23 protein-coding genes are annotated in these 19486 nt (G+C 62.3%); 6 read left to right on the top strand and 17 right to left on the bottom strand.

What is annotated here, in order from left to right; all coding sequences use genetic code 11:
• Both pheS and CQ020_RS13815 read right to left on the bottom strand, forming a co-directional pair.
• Nucleotides 1-1062, bottom strand: coding sequence for a phenylalanine--tRNA ligase subunit alpha (gene pheS / locus CQ020_RS13820; protein WP_105692361.1), 1062 nt, complete (start codon nt 1060-1062; stop codon nt 1-3).
• A gap of 125 nt (nt 1063-1187) precedes the next feature.
• Nucleotides 1188-2216: an LppM family (lipo)protein gene (locus CQ020_RS13815; RefSeq protein WP_105692360.1), complete on the bottom strand. Its 1029-nt coding sequence runs from the start codon at nt 2214-2216 to the stop codon at nt 1188-1190.
• Between the two features lie 101 nt (nt 2217-2317).
• Between CQ020_RS13815 and CQ020_RS13810 the strand changes: the two genes are divergently transcribed.
• A complete protein-coding gene (locus tag CQ020_RS13810; RefSeq protein ID WP_105692359.1) occupies nt 2318-2770 on the top strand; it encodes a hypothetical protein in 453 nt (150 codons plus the stop codon).
• Nucleotides 2767-3396, top strand: a complete 630-nt coding sequence (locus CQ020_RS13805; RefSeq protein WP_105692358.1) for an SIMPL domain-containing protein — start codon at nt 2767-2769, stop codon at nt 3394-3396. Before CQ020_RS13810 ends, CQ020_RS13805 begins: the two co-directional genes overlap by 4 nt.
• Here CQ020_RS13805 and pcp read toward each other — a convergent pair.
• Entirely contained in the window at nt 3393-4034 is a 642-nt protein-coding gene (gene pcp, locus CQ020_RS13800) for a pyroglutamyl-peptidase I (RefSeq protein ID WP_105692357.1), read from the bottom strand. The two genes, CQ020_RS13805 and pcp, sit on opposite strands and share 4 nt — an antisense overlap.
• Nucleotides 4035-4124: 90 nt before the next feature.
• On the opposite strand from pcp, the gene CQ020_RS13795 reads away from it, so the two are divergent.
• The gene (locus CQ020_RS13795) at nt 4125-5216 is read left to right on the top strand and encodes an Rv2578c family radical SAM protein (protein WP_105692356.1); all 1092 of its coding nucleotides are present in this window, start codon (nt 4125-4127) and stop codon (nt 5214-5216) included.
• Between the two features lie 10 nt (nt 5217-5226).
• On the opposite strand, the gene CQ020_RS13790 is transcribed toward CQ020_RS13795, so the two are convergent.
• Nucleotides 5227-5661, bottom strand: a complete 435-nt coding sequence (locus CQ020_RS13790) for a (deoxy)nucleoside triphosphate pyrophosphohydrolase (protein WP_105692355.1) — start codon at nt 5659-5661, stop codon at nt 5227-5229.
• Nucleotides 5662-5795: 134 nt separating this feature from the next.
• On the opposite strand from CQ020_RS13790, the gene CQ020_RS13785 reads away from it, so the two are divergent.
• The gene (locus CQ020_RS13785; RefSeq protein WP_105692354.1) at nt 5796-7004 is read left to right on the top strand and encodes an MFS transporter; all 1209 of its coding nucleotides are present in this window, start codon (nt 5796-5798) and stop codon (nt 7002-7004) included.
• Nucleotides 7005-7177: 173 nt separating this feature from the next.
• Here CQ020_RS13785 and CQ020_RS13780 read toward each other — a convergent pair whose 3' ends face one another.
• From CQ020_RS13780 to infC, 5 genes are all read right to left on the bottom strand, one after another.
• Entirely contained in the window at nt 7178-8104 is a 927-nt protein-coding gene (locus CQ020_RS13780) for a cation diffusion facilitator family transporter (protein WP_105692353.1), read from the bottom strand.
• Nucleotides 8105-8204: 100 nt separating this feature from the next.
• Nucleotides 8205-9116, bottom strand: a complete 912-nt coding sequence (locus CQ020_RS13775; protein WP_105692352.1) for an RNA methyltransferase — start codon at nt 9114-9116, stop codon at nt 8205-8207.
• 26 nt (nt 9117-9142) lie between these two features.
• Nucleotides 9143-9823: a 50S ribosomal protein L20 gene (gene rplT / locus CQ020_RS13770; RefSeq protein WP_105692351.1), complete on the bottom strand. Its 681-nt coding sequence runs from the start codon at nt 9821-9823 to the stop codon at nt 9143-9145.
• A gap of 119 nt (nt 9824-9942) precedes the next feature.
• Nucleotides 9943-10137, bottom strand: coding sequence for a 50S ribosomal protein L35 (gene rpmI / locus CQ020_RS13765; protein ID WP_011774324.1), 195 nt, complete (start codon nt 10135-10137; stop codon nt 9943-9945).
• A 117-nt stretch (nt 10138-10254) separates the two neighbouring features.
• Nucleotides 10255-11328 carry a translation initiation factor IF-3 gene (gene infC / locus CQ020_RS13760; RefSeq protein ID WP_374955198.1) on the bottom strand — a complete coding sequence of 358 codons (1074 nt, stop codon included), beginning with the start codon at nt 11326-11328 and terminating at the stop codon, nt 10255-10257.
• 392 nt (nt 11329-11720) lie between these two features.
• Here infC and CQ020_RS13755 point away from each other — a divergent pair, with 392 nt between their 5' ends.
• Nucleotides 11721-12119: a DUF1844 domain-containing protein gene (locus tag CQ020_RS13755; protein WP_105692384.1), complete on the top strand. Its 399-nt coding sequence runs from the start codon at nt 11721-11723 to the stop codon at nt 12117-12119.
• Between the two features lie 76 nt (nt 12120-12195).
• Here CQ020_RS13755 and CQ020_RS13750 read toward each other — a convergent pair whose 3' ends face one another.
• The 8 genes from CQ020_RS13750 to CQ020_RS13720 form a co-directional block, all read right to left on the bottom strand.
• Nucleotides 12196-13500: an MFS transporter gene (locus tag CQ020_RS13750; RefSeq protein ID WP_105692349.1), complete on the bottom strand. Its 1305-nt coding sequence runs from the start codon at nt 13498-13500 to the stop codon at nt 12196-12198.
• Between the two features lie 50 nt (nt 13501-13550).
• On the bottom strand, nt 13551-14462 hold the full coding sequence (locus tag CQ020_RS13745; protein WP_105692348.1) for an SseB family protein: 912 nt from the start codon (nt 14460-14462) through the stop codon (nt 13551-13553).
• The gene (priA, locus tag CQ020_RS13740; RefSeq protein WP_105692347.1) at nt 14462-15205 is read right to left on the bottom strand and encodes a bifunctional 1-(5-phosphoribosyl)-5-((5-phosphoribosylamino)methylideneamino)imidazole-4-carboxamide isomerase/phosphoribosylanthranilate isomerase PriA; all 744 of its coding nucleotides are present in this window, start codon (nt 15203-15205) and stop codon (nt 14462-14464) included. The genes CQ020_RS13745 and priA overlap by 1 nt, the downstream gene beginning before the upstream one ends.
• A 49-nt stretch (nt 15206-15254) precedes the next feature.
• Nucleotides 15255-15413, bottom strand: coding sequence for a hypothetical protein (locus CQ020_RS24205; protein WP_011774318.1), 159 nt, complete (start codon nt 15411-15413; stop codon nt 15255-15257).
• Nucleotides 15414-16157: an imidazole glycerol phosphate synthase subunit HisH gene (gene hisH, locus CQ020_RS13735; protein ID WP_105692346.1), complete on the bottom strand. Its 744-nt coding sequence runs from the start codon at nt 16155-16157 to the stop codon at nt 15414-15416.
• Entirely contained in the window at nt 16154-16780 is a 627-nt protein-coding gene (gene hisB, locus CQ020_RS13730; protein WP_105692345.1) for an imidazoleglycerol-phosphate dehydratase HisB, read from the bottom strand. The genes hisH and hisB overlap by 4 nt, the downstream gene beginning before the upstream one ends.
• A 46-nt stretch (nt 16781-16826) precedes the next feature.
• Nucleotides 16827-17945, bottom strand: a complete 1119-nt coding sequence (locus CQ020_RS13725) for a histidinol-phosphate transaminase (RefSeq protein ID WP_105692383.1) — start codon at nt 17943-17945, stop codon at nt 16827-16829.
• 78 nt (nt 17946-18023) lie between these two features.
• On the bottom strand, nt 18024-18383 hold the full coding sequence (locus tag CQ020_RS13720) for a LysM peptidoglycan-binding domain-containing protein (protein WP_024820374.1): 360 nt from the start codon (nt 18381-18383) through the stop codon (nt 18024-18026).
• Nucleotides 18384-18732: 349 nt separating this feature from the next.
• Here CQ020_RS13720 and lexA point away from each other — a divergent pair, with 349 nt between their 5' ends.
• A complete protein-coding gene (gene lexA / locus CQ020_RS13715; RefSeq protein ID WP_105692344.1) occupies nt 18733-19476 on the top strand; it encodes a transcriptional repressor LexA in 744 nt (247 codons plus the stop codon).
• Nucleotides 19477-19486: the final 10 nt, after the last annotated feature.

Below are 19486 nucleotides of genomic sequence, written 5' to 3'. Positions count from 1 at the left end.
TTAGATCTCCATCCCGAAGTGCTCGCTGAAACGTACGTCGCCTTCGATCATGTCGCGCATATCGCCGACCTCGTTGCGGAACATGAGCGTGCGCTCAATGCCCATACCGAAGGCAAAACCTGAATAGATGTCCGGATCGATCCCGGCTGCCCGGAGGACGTTGGGGTTGACCATGCCGCAGCCGCCCCACTCGATCCAGCGGGGACCGCCCTTGGCGCCCGGGTGCCAGATGTCCAGCTCCGCGGACGGCTCGGTGAACGGGAAGTAGTTGGGGCGCAGGCGGATGGAGGCTTCGTCACCGAACATCTGGCGGGCGAAGTGCTCCAGCGTGCCGCGGAGATCCGCCATGCTGAGGTTCTTGTCGATCGCCAGTCCCTCGAACTGGTGGAAGACAGGAGTGTGAGTGGCATCGAGTTCATCAGTGCGGAACACCTTGCCCGGGCACAGCACGTAGATGGGCACTTCGCGTTCCAGCATGGAACGGACCTGCACCGGCGACGTGTGCGTACGCATCAGCAGATGGGCTTCAGGCGGCTCCACGAAGAACGTGTCCTGCATTTCGCGGGCCGGGTGGTCCGGCTTGAAGTTCAGGGCATCAAAGTTGAACCACTCGGATTCCACCTCGGGGCCTTCAGCAATTTCCCACCCCATGCCAACAAAGATGTCCGAGACGCGGTCCTGCAGCGTGGACAGCGGGTGACGGGCACCAGCGCGCCGACGACGCGGACCCGCAGTGACATCCACGGTTTCCTCGATCAGGATGCGGGCGTCGTTCTCGGCTTCGAGAACCAGGGTCCTGGCTGCGAGCGCCTGGTTGACCCGGCCACGGGAAGAACCCATGAGCTTGCCGGCGGCAGCCTTGTGCTCCTTGGCGAGGCCACCGATTTCACGGTTGGCCAAGCTCAGCGGCGACTTCTCACCGGTGTGGGCGAGGCGGACAGCCTTGAGTTCATCAAGGGAGGAAGCAGCCTCAATAGCGGCAATGGCGTCCTCGACGGCGGCGGTGATGGCGGCTTCATCCAGCGGATTCGGGATGGCAGCGCCTGGCAAAGTGTCAGTCATCTACTGTTCTTAGCTACGAGTAGGGAACGGCCCGGCAAGGCAGGCCTGCAAAACGAAAGGGTAGTGCTCGCCGCGGACGGCAGACACTACCCTTCAGTCTAGTTGAACCTCACAGGCGGGATTGCCTAGGCGCCGGAGGCCGGCGGTGCCGACGGCGGCGGAGGTACCGGGCCGTCGTCGTGCGTTTGGTTGGGCGGCTGGTGGGTGCCCGGCGGTTGGGTGGGCTGCTGAGTCGGCGCTGTCGGTGCACCCGGCGTGTAGCCTTGCCCGGCCCAGTCTTGCTGGGGGCGCTGGGCAGGATGTTGGGGCTGGGACGGATAACCCTCATGGCCCGGCTGGGTTGCATTGCCTGGCTGGGCCGCATAGCCCGGCTGGACTGCATTGCCTGGCTGGGCCGCATAGCCCTGCTGGGCCTGATTACCCGGCTGGGCTGCATAGCCCGGCTGTCCGTACGGAGCTGCACCGGCGAGCGCCGGCTCCTGCCGGGACGACCTCTTTCGCAACAGGACGAACAGCAGGACCAGCGCGGCGGCAACGACGAGGACTGCTATGAGGATCCAGATGATCCACATCGGAATTCCGGCGTTGGCCTCGGCCTTGGCTTGGACCACTGACTCATTGACTGACAGCATGTCGAACGTGGCCGTGTTGCCATCAACTGTGGCGCCTTTGGCCTCTACTACTTTGCCCGGGAAGGTGAATTTCACGGACGCTTCGTCGAACATGGACTTCGCCATGGCTGAGGATGAGGAGTCGCCGCTTTCACCACCGGTCACTCCGCCCATGGAGATGACGTAGAAGTCCCCGTCCCTTTTCAGTTCGAACGGACTCTCGGAGCTGGACGACTCCGCAAGTTTGGCGGGGTCCAGGTTGGCAGCGGTGATCCGCTTGCCTTTGTACTTATCGTCCTCGTAGTCCACCACGGTGGCACCGTCGGGGATGTCCATCCCCTCGCTTCCGGTGCCGTTGGACTCCATGAATTCGTCGAAGGACTTGTCTCCCAGTACGGATTTTTGGATTGCGTAGACCACCTCGTAGTCCACGCTCTTTTCATTGTTGACCTTCACGGACATGTTGAGCTTGACGCAACCTGTCAAAGCCAGCATGAGTGCGAGCAATACACCGACGACGCCCAAGGCGCGTTTCGCGTTCATTTTCCCTCTTCCCCCAATGTGAGTGCGGCACCGGCGGGTGCCCGATCAGCGTATCGCCGCCACCCGTGCCGCGCCATACGCCCCGGGGCTAGCATTGCTTCATGACTCCCGCGCAACGCTTACGGCAGATCGCAAACGTCCTCAACCTGTCCACGCCACTGGGGTTGGTGGTGGCAGCGGCATCCGGGTGCGCCGTCTCTCACGGCCCGCGCGGGCTTCTGATCGCGGCCGGCTACCACTGGACACTCCCCCACGCTGGCGCTTTCACCCTGGGAAACGTCATCCTGTACCGGGCGCCGCAGGGCGTGGCCGGAACCAACACAGTGCTTTTGGGGCATGAGGAGCGGCACAGTACCCAATACGCGTACTGTCTCGGACTTCCTTTCCTTGCCCTCTACGGCATTGCCGCCGGTTGGTCCATGCTTCGAAGCGGAAATCCGGCGTCGAGGAATTTCTTTGAAAGGCAGGCCGGCCTCGTGGCCGGCGGCTACGTAGACACCCACCACCGCCGAACGGGCAGCCCTGCGGACCAGCGAATCGAGGCCACATCATGAACCGAACCATCACTGTTACCGGGACCGCGAGCGCAAAAGCTGTTCCGGACCTGGTGACGTTAACGCTCGGTGTGGAAACGCGCCGCGGTACAGCCGCCGAAGCCTATGACGACGCCGGCAAAGCGGCCAACGCTGTCGCGGCCAGTTTGCAGGAGGCTGGTGTTTCTGCCGTGGATCTTCGAACGAGCGGGTTGAACCTTCGCGCTGATCTGGTCTGGGTGGAGGGGCAAGGTCAGAAAGTGACAGCCTATGTGGCTTCCACCAATCTTCTGGTGGGCATCCGTTCCCAGGCGGACGCTCCGGCTGCGATTGCTGCCGCGGTTGCTGCCGGCGGAGATGACATCCGGATCAACGGGATCGAACAGGGCTTTGCGGATTCTTCCTCCGTCACTGCCCAGGCGCAGGAGGCTGCATGGCAGGACGCCGTGGCACGAGCCGAACAGTACGCTTCGCTGGCTTCCGCCCGGCTTGGGAAGGTGGTCTCCATCTCCCAGGAGCCGCTGCACGGCGGACCCATACCCTTGGGTGGAATGGTGAGGGCTTCCTTCGCCGCGGAGGCCATGCCCGTGGAAGCAGGCGAGTCCTCAGTTTCAGCGAGCATCCGGGTTGAATGGAAGCTGGTTTAGCGGATAGCCCCGGCTGAAAGTTTCACATCGGCCCGCGTGTGCAGGGCCGTCCTGACGATAACGGCGATTCCTTCCGCCATCGTCTCCAAGGGCATGGACGGCGTGCCGCTGCTTTCCGGCAGCTGTTCCGGCAGATAGGGGACGTGGACGAATCCGCCGCGGATGCCGGGTGCCGATGCCAGGGAGTGCATCAGCGCGTAGAAGATGTGATTGCACACGTAGGTGCCCGCAGATTGGGAGACTTCTCCCTTGATTCCCGCGATCTGGAGGTTTCGGAGCGCAGCCTTAATGGGCAAGCTGGAGAAGTACGCCGCAGGCCCGCCCGGGATGACTTCCTCATCGATGGGGCGTTGGCCCTTGTTATCCGGTATTCGAGCGTCATCGCAATTGATGGCGACGCGTTCCAGGGAAATCCTTCCACGGCCTCCGGCCAGGCCAGTGCAGACCACAATGTCCGGAGTGAGACGGGCTATGGCGTCGGTGAGAACCTTTGCCGACTCACCAAAGACGCACGGCAGCTCCACCGCTTCCACGGTGACGCCTTCAGCGGCGAGTAACTCCCCCGCCCGCGAGGCTGCCAGCCACGAAGGATTGACAGTGTCCTCGCCAAACGGTTCGAAGCCAGTCAGCAGAATCATGGGCCAACCCTAGCAACGTACGGCGCCGCAATCACCGGCCCCAGCTGGATGACCTTGACATTCATTCGAACATACCTTCGAATAGAGTTCATGAGATGGGACGCACAAGCACTTTCACCAACGCGTGGGCCGGCGTCAGAGACCAGTGGAATCAAGGCTCCGGGCCCTGCCCCGGCCTTGGATGCCTTGCTGCCACTTGCCGGACTTGTGCGTTCCATCTCAACACCCGAATTCTCCGGAGTCACCTTCCATGAGGTCACCGCAAAGTCAGTGCTCAACAAGGTGCCTTCCGGTTCCAACATGCCCTTTGAATGGACCGTCAATCCGTATCGCGGATGCAGCCATGCCTGCGTGTACTGCTTTGCCCGCAAGAGTCACACGTACTTGGAATTCGACGCCGGACGAGACTTCGACTCTCAAGTGGTAGTTAAGATCAACGCCGCGGAGGTACTCCGCAAAGAGCTGGCCAAGCCATCGTGGGAACGGCCCCAAGTTGCCCTCGGCACCAACACCGATCCCTATCAGCGCGCAGAAGGTCGCTACGCTCTCATGCCCGGAATCATCCGGGCCCTCGCCGATTCCGGCACCCCCTTCTCCATCTTGACCAAAGGCACACTGCTTTCCCGCGACATCCCTTTGCTCAAGCACGCCGCTACCCAGGTTCCCGTGGACCTTGGTATCTCGCTGGCCATGACCAATCAGGATCTTGCGGAGCTCATTGAACCTGGGACTCCATCCCCCAAGGCCCGCCTCAAGCTCATAGCACGGCTTCGTGATGCCGGATTAGGTTGCGGGGTCATGGCCATGCCCATCCTGCCGTGGCTCACGGACTCGGACGAAGCTCTCGATTCCCTGTTCACCGAACTGACCAAGGCGGGCGCCACAGGAGTCACTGCCGGCGCTTTGTACCTCAAGCCCGGAACACGAGAGTGGTACATGCAATGGCTGGCCGCACAGCACCCGGAACTGGTGGGCAAGTACCGGCGGCTCTATGGCCAAGGATCCTATGCCTCCAAGGAGTACCGCACCTGGCTCACTGGAAGGATCACCTTCTTTAAGGCGAAGTACGGCTTCACCGGGACGTCTGGATTCAGCCATAGGAATGCCCGCGGCGTTTCCGGGCCAACGGCGGCCCCCGCGGGAGTCACTTCTCCCCTCCCGGGGCAACAGCCGCTCTTCTAAGCGTTTGTTGTCACGCTGGAGCGGCAACCCGATCCAGCAGTGCACGGACTATCGGCAGGTCCGCCGGGATCCACGGAAGGCTCAGAGCCTGGTCATGGTCAGCCAACGACACCCAGCGCAGTTCATCGTGATCTTCCAGAGGCTGCGGCTCCCCCGCGGTCAGTTCGGCAAACCACACCCGCATGGCAGCACGCTCGTTGAGCGTCCACCCGGCAGTGTTGCCGGACTCAAGTTCCGGCCCCAGGTTCACGTGAACACCCAGTTCTTCAGCGAGTTCACGGTGCAAGGCAGCCTCCGCTGTTTCTCCGGTTTCCACCTTGCCGCCCGGAAATTCCCACATCCCCGCAAACTGGGGTGGTGCTGTGCGACGTGCGGCCAGCAGTCGGGTGGGGGCTTCCAAGGAGTCGACGACGGCGGCGCCCACGACGTTTATCAATGCAGTCACCGCAACAGTCTATGGTGGTCCGGGCCATGGGCATCGTCACAAACCGGCACCACGGCGCCGTCCCGGGACTAAGATTGTTATCGGATTTTCTCCGCAGTTCCCCGGCCCACAAGGCACCTTCAAGAAGCAGGCTTATGACTACCACCGTGTCCCCTTCCGCCACCGCGAAAGCAGCCAGGAACCACCTTGGCCTGGCCATCCTGGCGTTGGCCATGGGCGGGTTCGCCATCGGTACCACCGAGTTCGCCATGATGGGCCTGCTCAAGGAAATCGAGGAAGGGCTGGGCATCACCACCCCTGAGGCCGGGAACCTCATCTCCGCCTATGCCTTGGGCGTCGTTATCGGGGCCCCGGTCTTCGCCGCTTTCGGAGCAAAGCTCCCAAGAAAACACCTGGCCCTGGGCCTCATGCTGTTCCTGTCCTTGGCGAACCTGACATCCTTCATCGCGCCCGACTACGGCTTCATGCTGCTTTCCCGCTTTGCGTCAGGACTGCCCCACGGCGCATTCTTCGGAGTGGCAGCCGTCATTGCCGCCGGCCTCGTAGCCCCCACCAAGAGGGGCTGGGCAATCTCCATGGTGATGGCAGGCCTCACGGTCTCCAACGTCATTGGCGTCCCTGCAGCTACCTGGGTGGGCCAGACCTTCGGCTGGCGTCTCCTCTTCGTCATCGTGGGAGCCATCGGGTTGCTGACCGTTGCCATGGTGTGGAAGTTCGTCCCGTTCGAGGCAGCCCACCCCGAGGCGAGTATCCGGCGCGAACTGGGCGCCCTCAAGCGACTCCAGGTATGGCTGGCGCTTCTGATCGGCATCATTGGGTTCGGCGGCTTCTTCGCCGTCTACACCTACATCGCCCACACCATGACCTCCGTGGCAGGGATCCCGGAAAACCTGATCCCCGCCGTTGTGGCCCTCTACGGACTGGGAATGGTGGTGGGCAACATCTTCGGTGGACGCCTTGCTGATAAGTCCGTGATGGGCACCATCTATTGGGTCATGCCCGGAATCGCCGTGGCCCTGGTGGTCTACGCCATTGCCGCGCACTGGGCGTGGGCTGCTTTCATCATGGCGTTCGTGGTGGGCGGCGTGGGCTCCATGTTGACGCCTGCGCTGCAGACCCGGCTCTTGGACGCCGCACCGGGCGCTGCCTCACTGGCCTCCTCGCTGAATCATTCAGCCCTCAACATCGCCAACGCCCTCGGAGCCTTCCTCGGCGGGACCGTGATTGCCTGGGGTTGGGGCTACGTTGCTCCTGCCTTGGTAGGGGCGGTGCTGGCCATTCTGGGCCTCGGAGTAGCCTTGCTCAGCGGCCTGCTGGAGCGCAAAAGGCCACTGGCCAGCTGATCGCCCCAAGCACCACGAAACAGCTGCGCCGCCGGACGCTGTAGCGCGGTAGAGCTGGACAGGACAGCCAGCAACGAGACACCTGGAACAGAGACGGGCTCCGCCGCAGCGGAGCCCATCTTTGTTCTGTCAGTTTTGCGTGCTTTACCTGTAGGACCTACGTGCTCAGGAACCTAAAGCTGCGTTGCCTGAACGCGCTCGATGTCGGGTTCGAGGTAGATGACCCGCGCAATGGGGACGGCTGCCCGGATACGCTGCTCGGCGTCGTCGATTCCCCTGGCGATCTCTTCCCCCGTCTCGGAGGCTCCCATGGAGATTTTTGCGGCCACCAGAAGCTCTTCCGGACCCAAGTGCAGGGTCTTGAGGTGGATGATGCGCGTGCCGCCGGCTTCCAGGGCGGACCTGATGCGCTGGACGTCTTCCTTCGTGGCAGACTCCCCCAAGAGCAATGACTTGGTTTCGAGCGCCAGGATCACTGCGATGGCCACCAACAAGAGGCCGATCATGGCGGTACCCATGGCATCCCAGACACCATTCCCTGTCACCAGGGTCATGCTGACGCCGAAGAGTGCGAAGACCAGACCAAGCAAGGCGCCGAAGTCTTCCAGGAGAATGACCGGCAGTTCAGGCTGTTTGGCGTTGCGGACAAATTTGACCCATGATTGCTTGCCGCGGGTGTGGTTCGACTCGATGATCGCGGTGCGGAACGAGAAGGACTCAGCAATTATGGCACCAACCAGTACCGCGAGCGGAACCCACCAGAAGGCTCCCTCAATACCGTGCGGGTGCTGGAATTTCTCCCAGGCCTCATACAAGGCGAACAGACCACCAACACTGAACAGCACGATGGAAACGATGAAAGCGTAGATGTACCGCTCGCGGCCGTAGCCGAACGGGTGCTCCGGGCTTGCGGCCTTCTTGGCGCGCTTACCACCCACAAGCAACAGGATTTGGTTGCCGGAGTCAGCCACCGAGTGGATGGCTTCGGCGAGCATGGACGATGACGCCGTCAGGAAGAACGCTACAAACTTCAACACAGCGATGGTCAAGTTGGCAGCGAGAGCCGCCACAATCGCTTTGGTACCGCCACCTGCAGCCACGAAAGCTTCACCTCTTCGGGTTTGGGAACGTCTGGAATTGGCCAAGAAGAGTCGTCATCGTCTGATCTTGCAAGCAATACCGTACCCGTGGACGCACTGTTTACGCATTCCCCACTCTGGCGCCTTGCTGGGAACGCGCACTGGCGTAGAGGCAAACAGTAGCTGCCGTGCCCAGGTTCAGGCTCTCGGCTGCCCCGTAGACCGGCACTGCCACCCTGTGATCAGCCAGCGCAAGCTCAGCCTCCGACAAACCCTGCGCCTCATTGCCGAACAGCCACGCTGTTGGAGACTCAAGGGCATAGGTAGAGGTCACTGAGTCATTCCCCAGTCTCCGCGCAGCGTTCTCGTCCTGGAGTTTGTCCAGGTTGACAGTTCCGTAGCCGTCCGCGGCCAGGACACCGATGCCGCGCTCGCTGCACCGCGCAACAAGCTCCTCAACATCGGCACCCAGCACAACCGGGAGGTGGAAGAGGGAGCCGGCCGTGGAACGGACAGCTTTAGGGTTGTAGATGTCAACGCTGGAGCCGGTGAGGACAACGGCATCGGCACCGGCGGCATCGGCCGCACGCAGCACCGTACCGGCATTACCGGGGTCACGCACTTGGCACATGACCGCAATCAGGCGGGGACCGGCGTCGAGCACCGAATCAAGGCTGACGTCCACGAAGCTGCACACAGCCACGATCCCCTGCGGATTGACGGTGTCCGCCATGGCGGCAAGGACTTCGTCACTGGCCAGCCGGAGCAACGTTGCCTGCGCGAGGTCGGCAAGCTCAGGAAGACGCTCCAGGCACGCTTCGCTGGCAAAAACTTCATGTACGACGGCGGGACCTCCCGCCGCCATGCGCTCACGGTGCAGGGTCAACGCCTCACGGACCGCTTGCGGACCCTCTGCAAGAAAGCGTCCGCGCTTTAAACGGGCCGGGCGCCCGGCAAGCTTGGCGACGTCCCTCACCCGATCAGCTCGGGGGTTGGTCATCGGAAAGTCTTGCGGGCGCCCGGTTTCGTTCATATAAAGAACTTTAGTGGCAGTTGCGACTAGTTCTTGATCTGCTGGCGGGCTTCGCCGCCTGCAGGCTCAAAGCCAGCAGCCTTTGCAGCCTCAACGGTGGAGAACCAGTACTCAGCAGCGGTGGTGTTGTACCAGGTGGAACCCGGAACGTGGTACTTCTTGGACTCGGCGTTGCCCTTGATGGCGTAGCCTTCCGGAGCTTCGTCGCCGTTAGCAGCGACCGCACCGTCGATAGCCGGCTTCTCGGAGACTACAGCCTGGACAGCCGTTGCGGTGGCAGCGGCCGGAGCAACCTTGGCAGCCTTCGGAGCAGCAGCCTTGGGAGCTGCAGCAGCCGGAGCGGAGGTGTCAGCCGGAAGTGCAGCCTTGGCGATGTTCACCAGAGCGGCGAAAGCGTTGGCGTCGGAGACGGCCAGCTCGGCCAGCATGCGGCGGTCAACCTCAACCTCAGCGGCCTTGAGGCCCTGGATCAGACGGTTGTAGGTGAGGCCGTTGGCGCGGGATGCAGCGTTGATGCGCTGGATCCAGAGGCGACGGAAGTCGCCCTTCTTCTTGCGGCGGTCACCGTAGCTGTACACAAACGAGTGCAGCAGCTGCTCTTTGGCCTTGCGGTACAGGCGCGAACGCTGTCCGCGGTAACCCTTTGCGCGTTCGAGGACAACCCGGCGCTTCTTGTGGGCGTTTACCGCCCGCTTCACACGTGCCACGTGCGTACTCCTTCAGAAATCTTTATCCCAAGCTGCTACTGCCGGAAACCCGGCCGGCCTGAGAAGGCTTTTGGTGTAGTCGGTCCCTGCCGGATGGCAGTAACCAAAGAACTTGGAACTTAGACGCCGAGCATCTTCTTGATGACCTTGGCATCGCCCTTGAAGACGAGCTTGTCACCGGCGAGGCGACGGGTCAGCCTGGAGGACTTGTGCTCCAGGTAGTGACGGCGGTTGGCCTGCTGACGCTTCAGCTTGCCGGTACCGGTCAGCTTGAAGCGCTTCTTAGCACCGCTGTGGGTCTTCATCTTCGGCATGGGAACCGATCTCCTTACGTATCCACGGACAAGTCCGCGATTCTTTCGCGCAGCCGGCCTACGAGGGCCAGCATGCTGGTTGCTTGCCGATGGAGGCGGGGCCTCCACGGCGTTGAACTAGTTGGTCTTGCGTGATGCAGGCTTGGGCGCAGCCTTGGGGGCTGCGGGCCGAGCTGCCGGCTTGGGAGCTGCCGGCTTGGCGACGGGCTTCGGAGCCGAAGGAACTGCAGGCTTCGGGGCAGCTGCCGGAACAACTGGCTTCGGAGCTGCTTCTGCTGGTGCAGCCTTGGCTGCAGGTGCCGCCTTCGCCGGAGCCGGTGCTGCCTTAGCGGGAGCTGCCTTAGCCGGTGCCGGTGCTGCCTTGGCTGCAGGAGCCTCGACCACGGGAGCTTTCTCAACAACCGGAGCAGGTGCTTCTTCAACAACCGGAGCTTCTTCAGCCACGGGAGCTTCTTCAGCCACGGGAGCTTCTTCAGCAGCCGGAGCCTCTTCGGCAACCGTGGCTTCCTCAGCAACCGGTGCCTGAGCCTCGGGGGCTTCAGCAGTTTCCTGCTTGGTCTCCTCTTCAGTGACCTTGAAACCCTCGGGAAGAAGGTCAGCAAGGCTCTGCGTCAGCGGAGCCTGCTCGCCCGTGGTGTCAACGCGTCCGGATGCCTTGGCCTCGTTCTGTGCCTTGGCTTCAGCACGCTGCGTAGCGCGGCGGGCTTCAGCCTTGGCTTCAGCCTTGTTCTTCAGCGGGCCGATCACCATGACCATGTTGCGGCCATCGATGCGCGGGCTGGACTCGATGATGCCAACCTCGGCAACATCTTCAGCGAAACGCTGCAGCAAGCGGATGCCCATCTCGGGACGCTGCTGCTCACGGCCACGGAACTGGATCATGGCCTTGACTTTGTCGCCGGCGCCCAGGAACCGAAGTGCGTGTCCGCGCTTGGTTTCGTAGTCGTGCTTGTCGATCTTAAGGCGGAAGCGGATTTCCTTAAGAACCGTGTTTGTCTGGTTCTTGCGGGCCTCGCGGGCCTTCACTGCTGCTTCGTACTTGTACTTACCGAAGTCCATCAACTTGCAAACAGGAGGCTTAGCCTGCGGGGCAACTTCAACGAGATCGAGATCGGACTCAGCAGCAAGACGCAGAGCGTCCTCGATGCGGACAATTCCTACCTGTTCGCCGGCAGGACCGACCAACCGCACCTCGGGGACGCGGATACGCTCATTGATTCTTGGCTCGCTAATGTTAAAGCTCCTGTGGTTGTGGTGATGTCACCGGCAAATAGAGAAGGCCCCCAATTGCTGGTGCAATCGAAGGCCTCGAAGATCGGCTGTACTTCCTCAAGGAAGCACGCACTTCCGGAAGCCATACTTCCACAAGTGTCCGACCAGGTACCCGGCAACCTCTTGTCCCGAAAGGGATCCTGTCCCCTAAGGGAACGGCTGACGCGGGTGGGAGAGAACTCCGCTTGCAAACTGAAAGATAATTCTACAGAAACATCCCGCCAAGCGCACATTGCGGAAGGCGGGAACGTTGACTGCGGTTATTAACCGTGAATAACGACTTCCAGTCGGTCTGTGACAAGCTTACCAGTATGAGCACTGAAGACAGCAATTCCCGCAACTCCTACAGCGAAAACGCCGCCCCGGCCGCCGATGCCGGCGTATCCCAGCAGATCCGCGACATCGCTGAAGTTCCGGCTGTGGAAGTCATTACCACCGGCGCCGTTCACCTCATGAGTGCGGCAGCCGTCAAGGTAGGCCTGGCCGATGACCCCAATGCCGAGGACCTCAAGGACCTGGACGAAGCCCGCAAGCTGATCACGGCCCTCGCCGGCCTGGTCTCCGCAGCCGCGCCGGAGATTGGTTCACAGCACGCCGGCCCGTTGCGCGATGGTTTGCGCTCCCTGCAGCTGGCCTTCCGCGAAGCTTCACTTATTCCCGACGCGCCGGGCAAGGGTCCGGGTGAAAAGTTCACCGGACCGGTGAACTAGCCCCAACTACGGCAAGAACCAACGACGGCGGGTCGACCACAAGTGGTCGACCCGCCGTCGTTGTTATCTGAGCTTTTCAGACCCGCGCTGCCCGGCGGCGCATGGACGTCAGGATGAGTCCGGTAGCGCAGAGCACGACGCCGGCGATTCCTACGGCTGCGAACCCACCGGAAGGACCCACGGAGTCAATGAAGACCCCTGCCAGAGGTGCGCCGAGTGCGACTCCAGCTGTCAGTGCGGAGCCGTACCAGCCCATGGCTTCACCCCGGCGCTCCTCCTCTACGAGGTCAGCCACCTTCTCGGAAGAGGCCGATAGGACCGGAGCGCACAGCAGGCCCGGCAGGAGTGACAGGAACGCCAGCGTCCAGGTGTCCTGCGCAAAGCCCATCGGAATGGTGAGTGCGGCCATGCCCAGCAGCAGGAGCATGGGCGAGATGGACCGCTTCATTGACCCGTAGATGAGGCCACCAACCACCGACGCTGCGCACCAGAAGAAGAACACGATGCCAATTTCGTTCTCGTGCCCACCACGTTCCAAGAGTCCTACGATGCTGACATCGGAACCGCTCAGAACCATGCCGGATCCGGCGGCCACCACGAAAAGTGCCGCAACAGAGACCGTGAACCAGGTGAAGTTCCTGGCGACGCGACTCCGCAGAGCTGCCGTTCGGGACGTCGAGGACGCCATTTCCGACGCCGCTTCCTGGACGTGGGCCGGTGCTGACGCCACCATGGCAGCCTCAGCAGCAGCAAGATCGGCTGCAGCCCGGTCCGCGGACTCCTGCGGGGTGCACACCGCTTCGCTGCGGGTGGGCGGGTTGAACCACATGAGGAACAGCCCGGCCACGGAGACGGAAACGCCCACGGCCGTGAGTCCAATTGCCGAGAAACCGCTGGTGGCGACGATTGCGCCCACAGCCGGCCCAATCATGAACACCAGCTCGGTAGCGATGGAATCGAGGGCGAACGCCGAACGCCGCTGCTCGCCGTCGACCATGACGCCCAGCGACTGGCGGACAACACTGAAGATCGGCAGCGTGAAAAGGCCGCCGACGAACACCAGCGGCAGCAGCCACTCATACGAAACGTGCGGGACTATTGACCAGATGACAGTCTCAGAGACAACCGAAGGAATCAATGCCTTCCGCAGGCCCACCATGTCTACCCGGCGGCCACGCCACGGGGCTCCCAGCGCAATGCCAATGGTCATGACGGCAGCTGCTGCGCCCGCGGCCGCGTATCCCTGGCCGAGGGTCAACACGATGTGCAGGGTGAGCAGCACGCCTGCTGCCGAGTGTGGAATGCGGGCAATCATGCCCACTACGAGCAGACGCCGGACAGGGCGTATGGACAGCATCTCTTTGTAGAGAGCAAAGTTCACTGGCTAATTCCTCTTGTTCCCCAGGGCAGCCCCGGGAACCGGCACCGCCATTAATGCCGCGCGGGCTCCTGTGCGGCGCGCTGCAGTTTTACTTCCATGGAATCAACGCCTTCGGCAAAGGAATCCATCCGTGCCCAGGCATCGTTCAGTTGAGCAACGAGCGTCTGCACAGCCACGGCGTCGAGTCCATCTTCAAGGAAGAGCACCACACGCAGTTCCGGCCCTGCACCGCCCCCGGACACCTGGCGACCGTCAGCTGTCAGCGACGCAACGCCTCCACCGGGCTGCGTCTCAAGGCGACGGACCGTCCGAAATGACGAGACCGTTGAAGCGAGAGCTGTCTCCAGTTGATCATCAAGGTATGACGGCGTCCAGTTCTTCTGCTGGGCCAGGGCCCACATCGCAGGGCGCCGCACCACGAATGCGAAGTCGGAGCCAGGGTCCATGACCAACAGCTGCGCGCCCTCCGAAACCGCGGATAGGGCCGCACGCGCGGCGTAAACGGCCACGGGACGCGCCTCCGCATGCCATGCCTCAAGGGCGGCAGCGGACGAAAAGACCGGCATGGCCGTGCGGCCATCAGGAGCTTTGAGTGTGACCAATGCCATATCGGCTTGCTTGTCAGCGTGCAGTCCGTCGACGCCTTCTGCTTCCTCCGCCAGCTGGGCAACGACCGGAACGAACACCCGTGCTGTAGCCAGGGAAGCTACAACGCCAGCCTCGCTGCCCGTCCCCTCGATCAGCGCCTCAATGGCGGCAACATAGCCAGGATCCGCCGAGCCATCGTCGTCTTCGAAGTTATGAATCTTGGCGTCATCACCGCTGAGGCTTCTACCGGACCACGGCTGGCCGGCAGAGTCAGCCGCTCCCCCGGCACCGGCCAATGCGGCCGCGATGTGGCCGGGAAGCTCGCGCCTCGCATGGCCTCGATCCTCCTGCTGATGACCTTCGTCGTGATGCATCAGCGGCGGCCGGCAACGTCCAGCGCTTCGGGCAGTGTGAAGGCGCCGGCGTAGAGAGCCTTGCCAACGATCGCGCCTTCAACACCCAGCGGCACCAGTTCACGGAGAGCACGGAGGTCTTCCAGGCTGGAGATACCGCCGGAGGCGACCACCGGCTTGCCGGTCTTCTCCACCATCTGCCGGAGTAGTTCCACGTTCGGGCCCTGAAGCGTGCCGTCCTTGGTGACGTCGGTGACAACGTAGCGGGCACAGCCTGCATCTTCAAGGCGTGCCAGAACCTCCCAGAGGTCGCCGCCTTCTTTGGTCCAACCGCGTCCGGCAAGCGTTGTGCCGCGGACATCAAGGCCGACGGCGATTTTGTCACCGAAGCGGTCGATTGCCCTACGGGTCCACTCCGGGTTCTCCAACGCTGCCGTGCCGAGGTTCACGCGCGCGACGCCCAGTTCCAGTGCACGCTCCAGGGACTCGTCGTCCCGCAAACCGCCGGAGAGCTCCACCTTAACGCTGAGCTGCGACACGACATCGCTGATCAGCGCGGCGTTGTTTCCACGCCCGAAAGCGGCGTCGAGGTCCACCATGTGAACCCATTCCGCACCGGCGTTCTGCCAGTTCAATGCTGCTTCCAGCGGTGTCCCGTAGCTGGTTTCCGAGCCGGCTTCTCCCTGCAGGAGGCGGACCGCTTGGCCGTCAACAATGTCAACGGCGGGCAGGAGTTCCAGAACGGACTGGGCGGAGGAGGTCATGTGTGTCCTTGGAGTTTGAAAGGTGACGCGGGCTTGTTGAGCGCCTGGTTCAGTTACCCAGCGTCAGGAGATAAGCGGCCAGCAGGGACATCCCTGCCAGCACGTAGAAAGAAATGGAAACCCACCGCGGCTTTTTCTGCTGGTGGAAGGAAATACCCCCACCCACCAGCAAGCCCGCGAGGCCCATAAGTATTACAGACCACCACATTTAGGCTGCACCGCTTCCGGATGCTTCCTGAGCGGGCTTGCGGAGGCTGTCCACCCAATTCCGCAGGAGCTGTGCTCCGGCGTCGCCTGACTTCTCCGGGTGGAACTGTGTGGCGCAGAGGGGGCCGTTCTCCACTGCGGCAATGAAGCGTGCACCGTGCTCTGACCACGTCACCATGGGAGGAGCCATCCGGGGCTGAACGACGTCGAAATTCCATTCTTGAACACCGTAGGAGTGCACAAAGTAGAAACGTTCCTGTTCAACTCCGGCAAAGAGCTTGGAGCCTTCCGGGACGTCCACGGTGTTCCAGCCCATGTGCGGAACCACGGGAGCGGGAAGGAGCTCAACCTTGCCGGGCCATTCGGCCATACCTTCGGATTCGGTGCCATGCTCAACACCGGCTTCGAAGAGGACCTGCAAGCCTACGCAGATGGCCAGTACAGGACGACCACCGGCAACCCTGCGTCCGATCATACGGATGGCATCAACGGACTTAAGTTCCTTCATCACAGTCTCGTAAGCACCGACTCCGGGCACCACCAGACCATCAGCATTGAGGACGTCCTCAGGCTTTGAACTGAGCACCACGTGGGCGCCGGCGCGTTCAAGAGCGCGCACAGCGGACCTCACGTTGCCCGATCCATAGTCGAGGACGGTGACAGTGGGCTTGCCCTCAGGCGACTCCGGCTTTACGGACGCTATGGCGTCGGCCACAGCTCCGTTGTTCAGAATCTGGCCGCTCACAGCGCGCCTTTGGTGGACGGAATGCCCTCCACACGGGGATCGGACTCAACAGCTGCACGCAGCGCGCGGGCAAAGGCCTTGAACTGGGCCTCAACGATGTGGTGGGGGTCGCGGCCAGCCAGCACATTCATGTGGAGACAGATGCCGGCGTGCAGCGTGATGGCTTCAAAGACGTGTCGCGTCAACGATCCCGTGAAGTGTCCGCCGATCAGGTGGTATTCCTGTCCGGCCGGCTCGCCACCGTGCACCAGGTAGGGACGTCCGGAGACATCGACGACGGCGTGCGCCAAGGCTTCGTCCAAAGGAACCGTTGCTTCACCGAAGCGACGAATGCCGGCCTTGTTGCCCAAGGCTGTGCGAAGGACCTCGCCAAAGGTGATGGCAACGTCTTCCACGGTGTGGTGCGCGTCAATGTGGGTGTCCCCAGTGGCCTTGACGGTCATGTCAATCAGGGAGTGCTTGCACAGGGCCGTCAGCATGTGGTCATAGAACGGAACCGAGGTGCTGATATCCGAGACACCTGAACCGTCCAGGTTAATCTCCACCAGGACCGACGATTCACTGGTGGTGCGCTCCATGCGCGCGGTGCGGGCAGCGGTCGGCATGGCGCCGGTTTCGCTCATTGGGACGTCCTTATACACGAAGGGTGGGTTGGGTCTAGGAACAAGTTTAGGCGCGGTGTGGCGTGGCGCCGTCCAGTAGGGTTTCCAAAGCCTCCAGGAAGGCAGTGGTTTCCGGCTCCGTTCCTGCGGTGACACGCAAATGCCCGGGGATGCCGACATCTCGAATCAGCACACCGGCCTCGAGCAGGCCCTGCCAGATGGCGTGCGGCTCCTCCAGTCCGCCGAAGAAGACATAGTTGGAGTCGGAAGCAGCAGGCTTGAGGCCCATGCGAAGCAGTTCAGTAACAATCCTGTCGCGTTGGACCTTGATGTCTTCGACGTCGGCCATGAGGGCTTCGCGGTGGTTCAGCGCAGCGAGGGCGGTTGCCTGGGTAACAGCAGACAGGTGGTACGGAAGGCGAACCAACCGAATAGCATCGGTGACTTCAGGAGCCGCCGCCATGTACCCGAGCCTGGCACCGGCAAGGGCGAAGGCCTTACTCATGGTGCGCGAGACAATCAGCCGCTCACGTCCGGGCAGCAGGGTCAGGGCGCTCGGCGTATTGTCGTGCGCGAACTCGTGGTAGGCCTCGTCCACGATCACTATGGCCTGGCTGGCTTCGCCGGCCTCGTAAACGGCCTCGACGACGTCCAATCCCAAGCCCGTGCCCGTGGGGTTGTTGGGCGAGCACAGGAAAACAATGTTGGCACCCGTTTCGCGGACCTGGGCAGCGGCCGATTCGGCGTCCAGCCCGTAATCGTCCGCGCGGACTCCGGAGACATACTCAGTGTCAGTGCCACTCGCTAGCAGGGGGTACATGGAGTACGTGGGAGGGAACCCCAAGGCTTTGCGGCCAGGTCCACCAAAGGCCTGGAGGATCTGCTGCAGAACTTCATTGGAGCCATTGGCGGCCCAGATGTTATCCGGAGAGAGTCCGTGGCCCAAGTATTCGGCAAGGGCTTGGCGGAGTTCAGTGAATTCTCGATCCGGGTAACGGTTGAGTCCCGTGGCCGCGGCGGCGACGGCCTCAGTGATAGCGGCCTGGACGTCGGCAGGGACACCATGAGTGTTCTCGTTGACGTTGAGCAGGACGGGGACATCAAGCTGCGGTGCGCCGTAGGGGCTCAGTCCACGCAGGTTGGTCCGAAGGGGAAGTCGGTCAAGTCGCTCAAGCTGGTCACTCACCAACCCAGTTTAAGGGGCGGCCGGGACTGCCGACTAACTGTGACGCCCGACCATCGGTTTTCGAAGACGCTGAGCGGATCAGTTTGCAGGGACGAACAGCTGCTGGCCGGGCAGGATACGGCCGCCCCGGAGGTCGTTCAGCTGGATGATCTCGGCGATGACATCACGGGGGTCCCGCTCCGGGGCAGCCGCGCCTGCGATGCCCCACAGTGACTGGCCCGGCTGGACCGTGACCGTGACCGCAACAGGCGGACGCAGTTGAGACTGCGAGTCTGCGGCCTTTGCCGGGGAGTTGATAAAACCGGCAAGACTCAGCAACGCCGCCACCAACAGCATGGCTGGGATGCCGAAGAAGACGATCCGTCCACGGCGGGTGAGGCGCAGGCGAGCTGGCGCCTGAGTAGTGCGGAAATCAGCGAACGTAGTGACTGCGGACATGAGCTGAGCCCTTCTGAGCTATTGCCAGGCTCCGGAGTGCCCGGTGCTTGGCTGCCAATTCTTGGTGTTCCCCTGCCGTGACCCCCGATGTTCGAACGCTTTGTTCGAACATCCGGCTTCAGCATCAGGTTTATAGAACACATATTCGAACCTTGCTATGACATTTTTAGCACTTATCAACGAACGGTGTCGAGACTCGCTAGAACAAATGTTTGATAAACGCCTGTGCCTGCCCTACGTTTGAGTGAAGAAACAGCACTGTTTCAGTGGAACAGGAGGGTCTGACATTTTTTTCAGACCCGACAACCCCGGGCACTCATCGGGGCGGAATGGAAAGGCATTGGCGAACATGGCAGCGAAAGCCACAGGCGGCGGGGCACCCCTGCGGAGCCAACAGCCTCAAAAGAGTCCCAAAAGCCTGACTGTCCGGCAGAAAAAGATCCTGGAGACCATCCAGCGATCGGTCAATGACAACGGCTACCCGCCCAGCATGCGTGAAATCGGCGACACCGTGGGTCTGGCCAGTTTGTCCAGCGTCACGCACCAGCTGTCCCAGCTGGAGAAGCTCGGTTACCTCCGCAGGGATCCCAAGCGCCCACGCGCCATGGAAGTTCTGATGCCCCTCACCCTCGATGGCGGATCCATTCCCGGCGTCGACGCTCCTGCTACCCTTCGCAGCGCCGGCGGACTTGCCGTCACTGAACTCGCCAGCGCCAGTGATACCGCCATGGTCCCGTTGGTGGGACGCATCGCAGCCGGTGGCCCGATCCTGGCTGACCAGACGGTGGAAGACGTCCTGGCACTCCCCCGGCAACTTGTGGGGCATGGCGAACTGTTCATGCTGAAGGTAGCCGGCGATTCCATGATTGACGCCGCCATCTGTGATGGCGACTGGGTAGTGGTCCGGCGCCAGAACGATGCCATCAACGGCGACATCGTTGCCGCCCTGCTGGATGACGAAGCAACAGTGAAGACATTCCGGCAGCGGGATGGCCACACCTGGCTGCTCCCGCAGAATACCCAGTACGAGCCCATCCTCGGAGATCAAGCCACCATCATGGGCAAGGTCGTTTCCGTACTGCGCTCCCTCTAAGCGCGCCCGG

Source organism: Arthrobacter sp. MYb23, from assembly GCF_002979775.1.
GTDB lineage: Bacteria > Actinomycetota > Actinomycetes > Actinomycetales > Micrococcaceae > Arthrobacter.
Note: the sequence above shows the minus strand (reverse complement) of the source record. Positions and strands in the feature narration are given on the sequence as shown.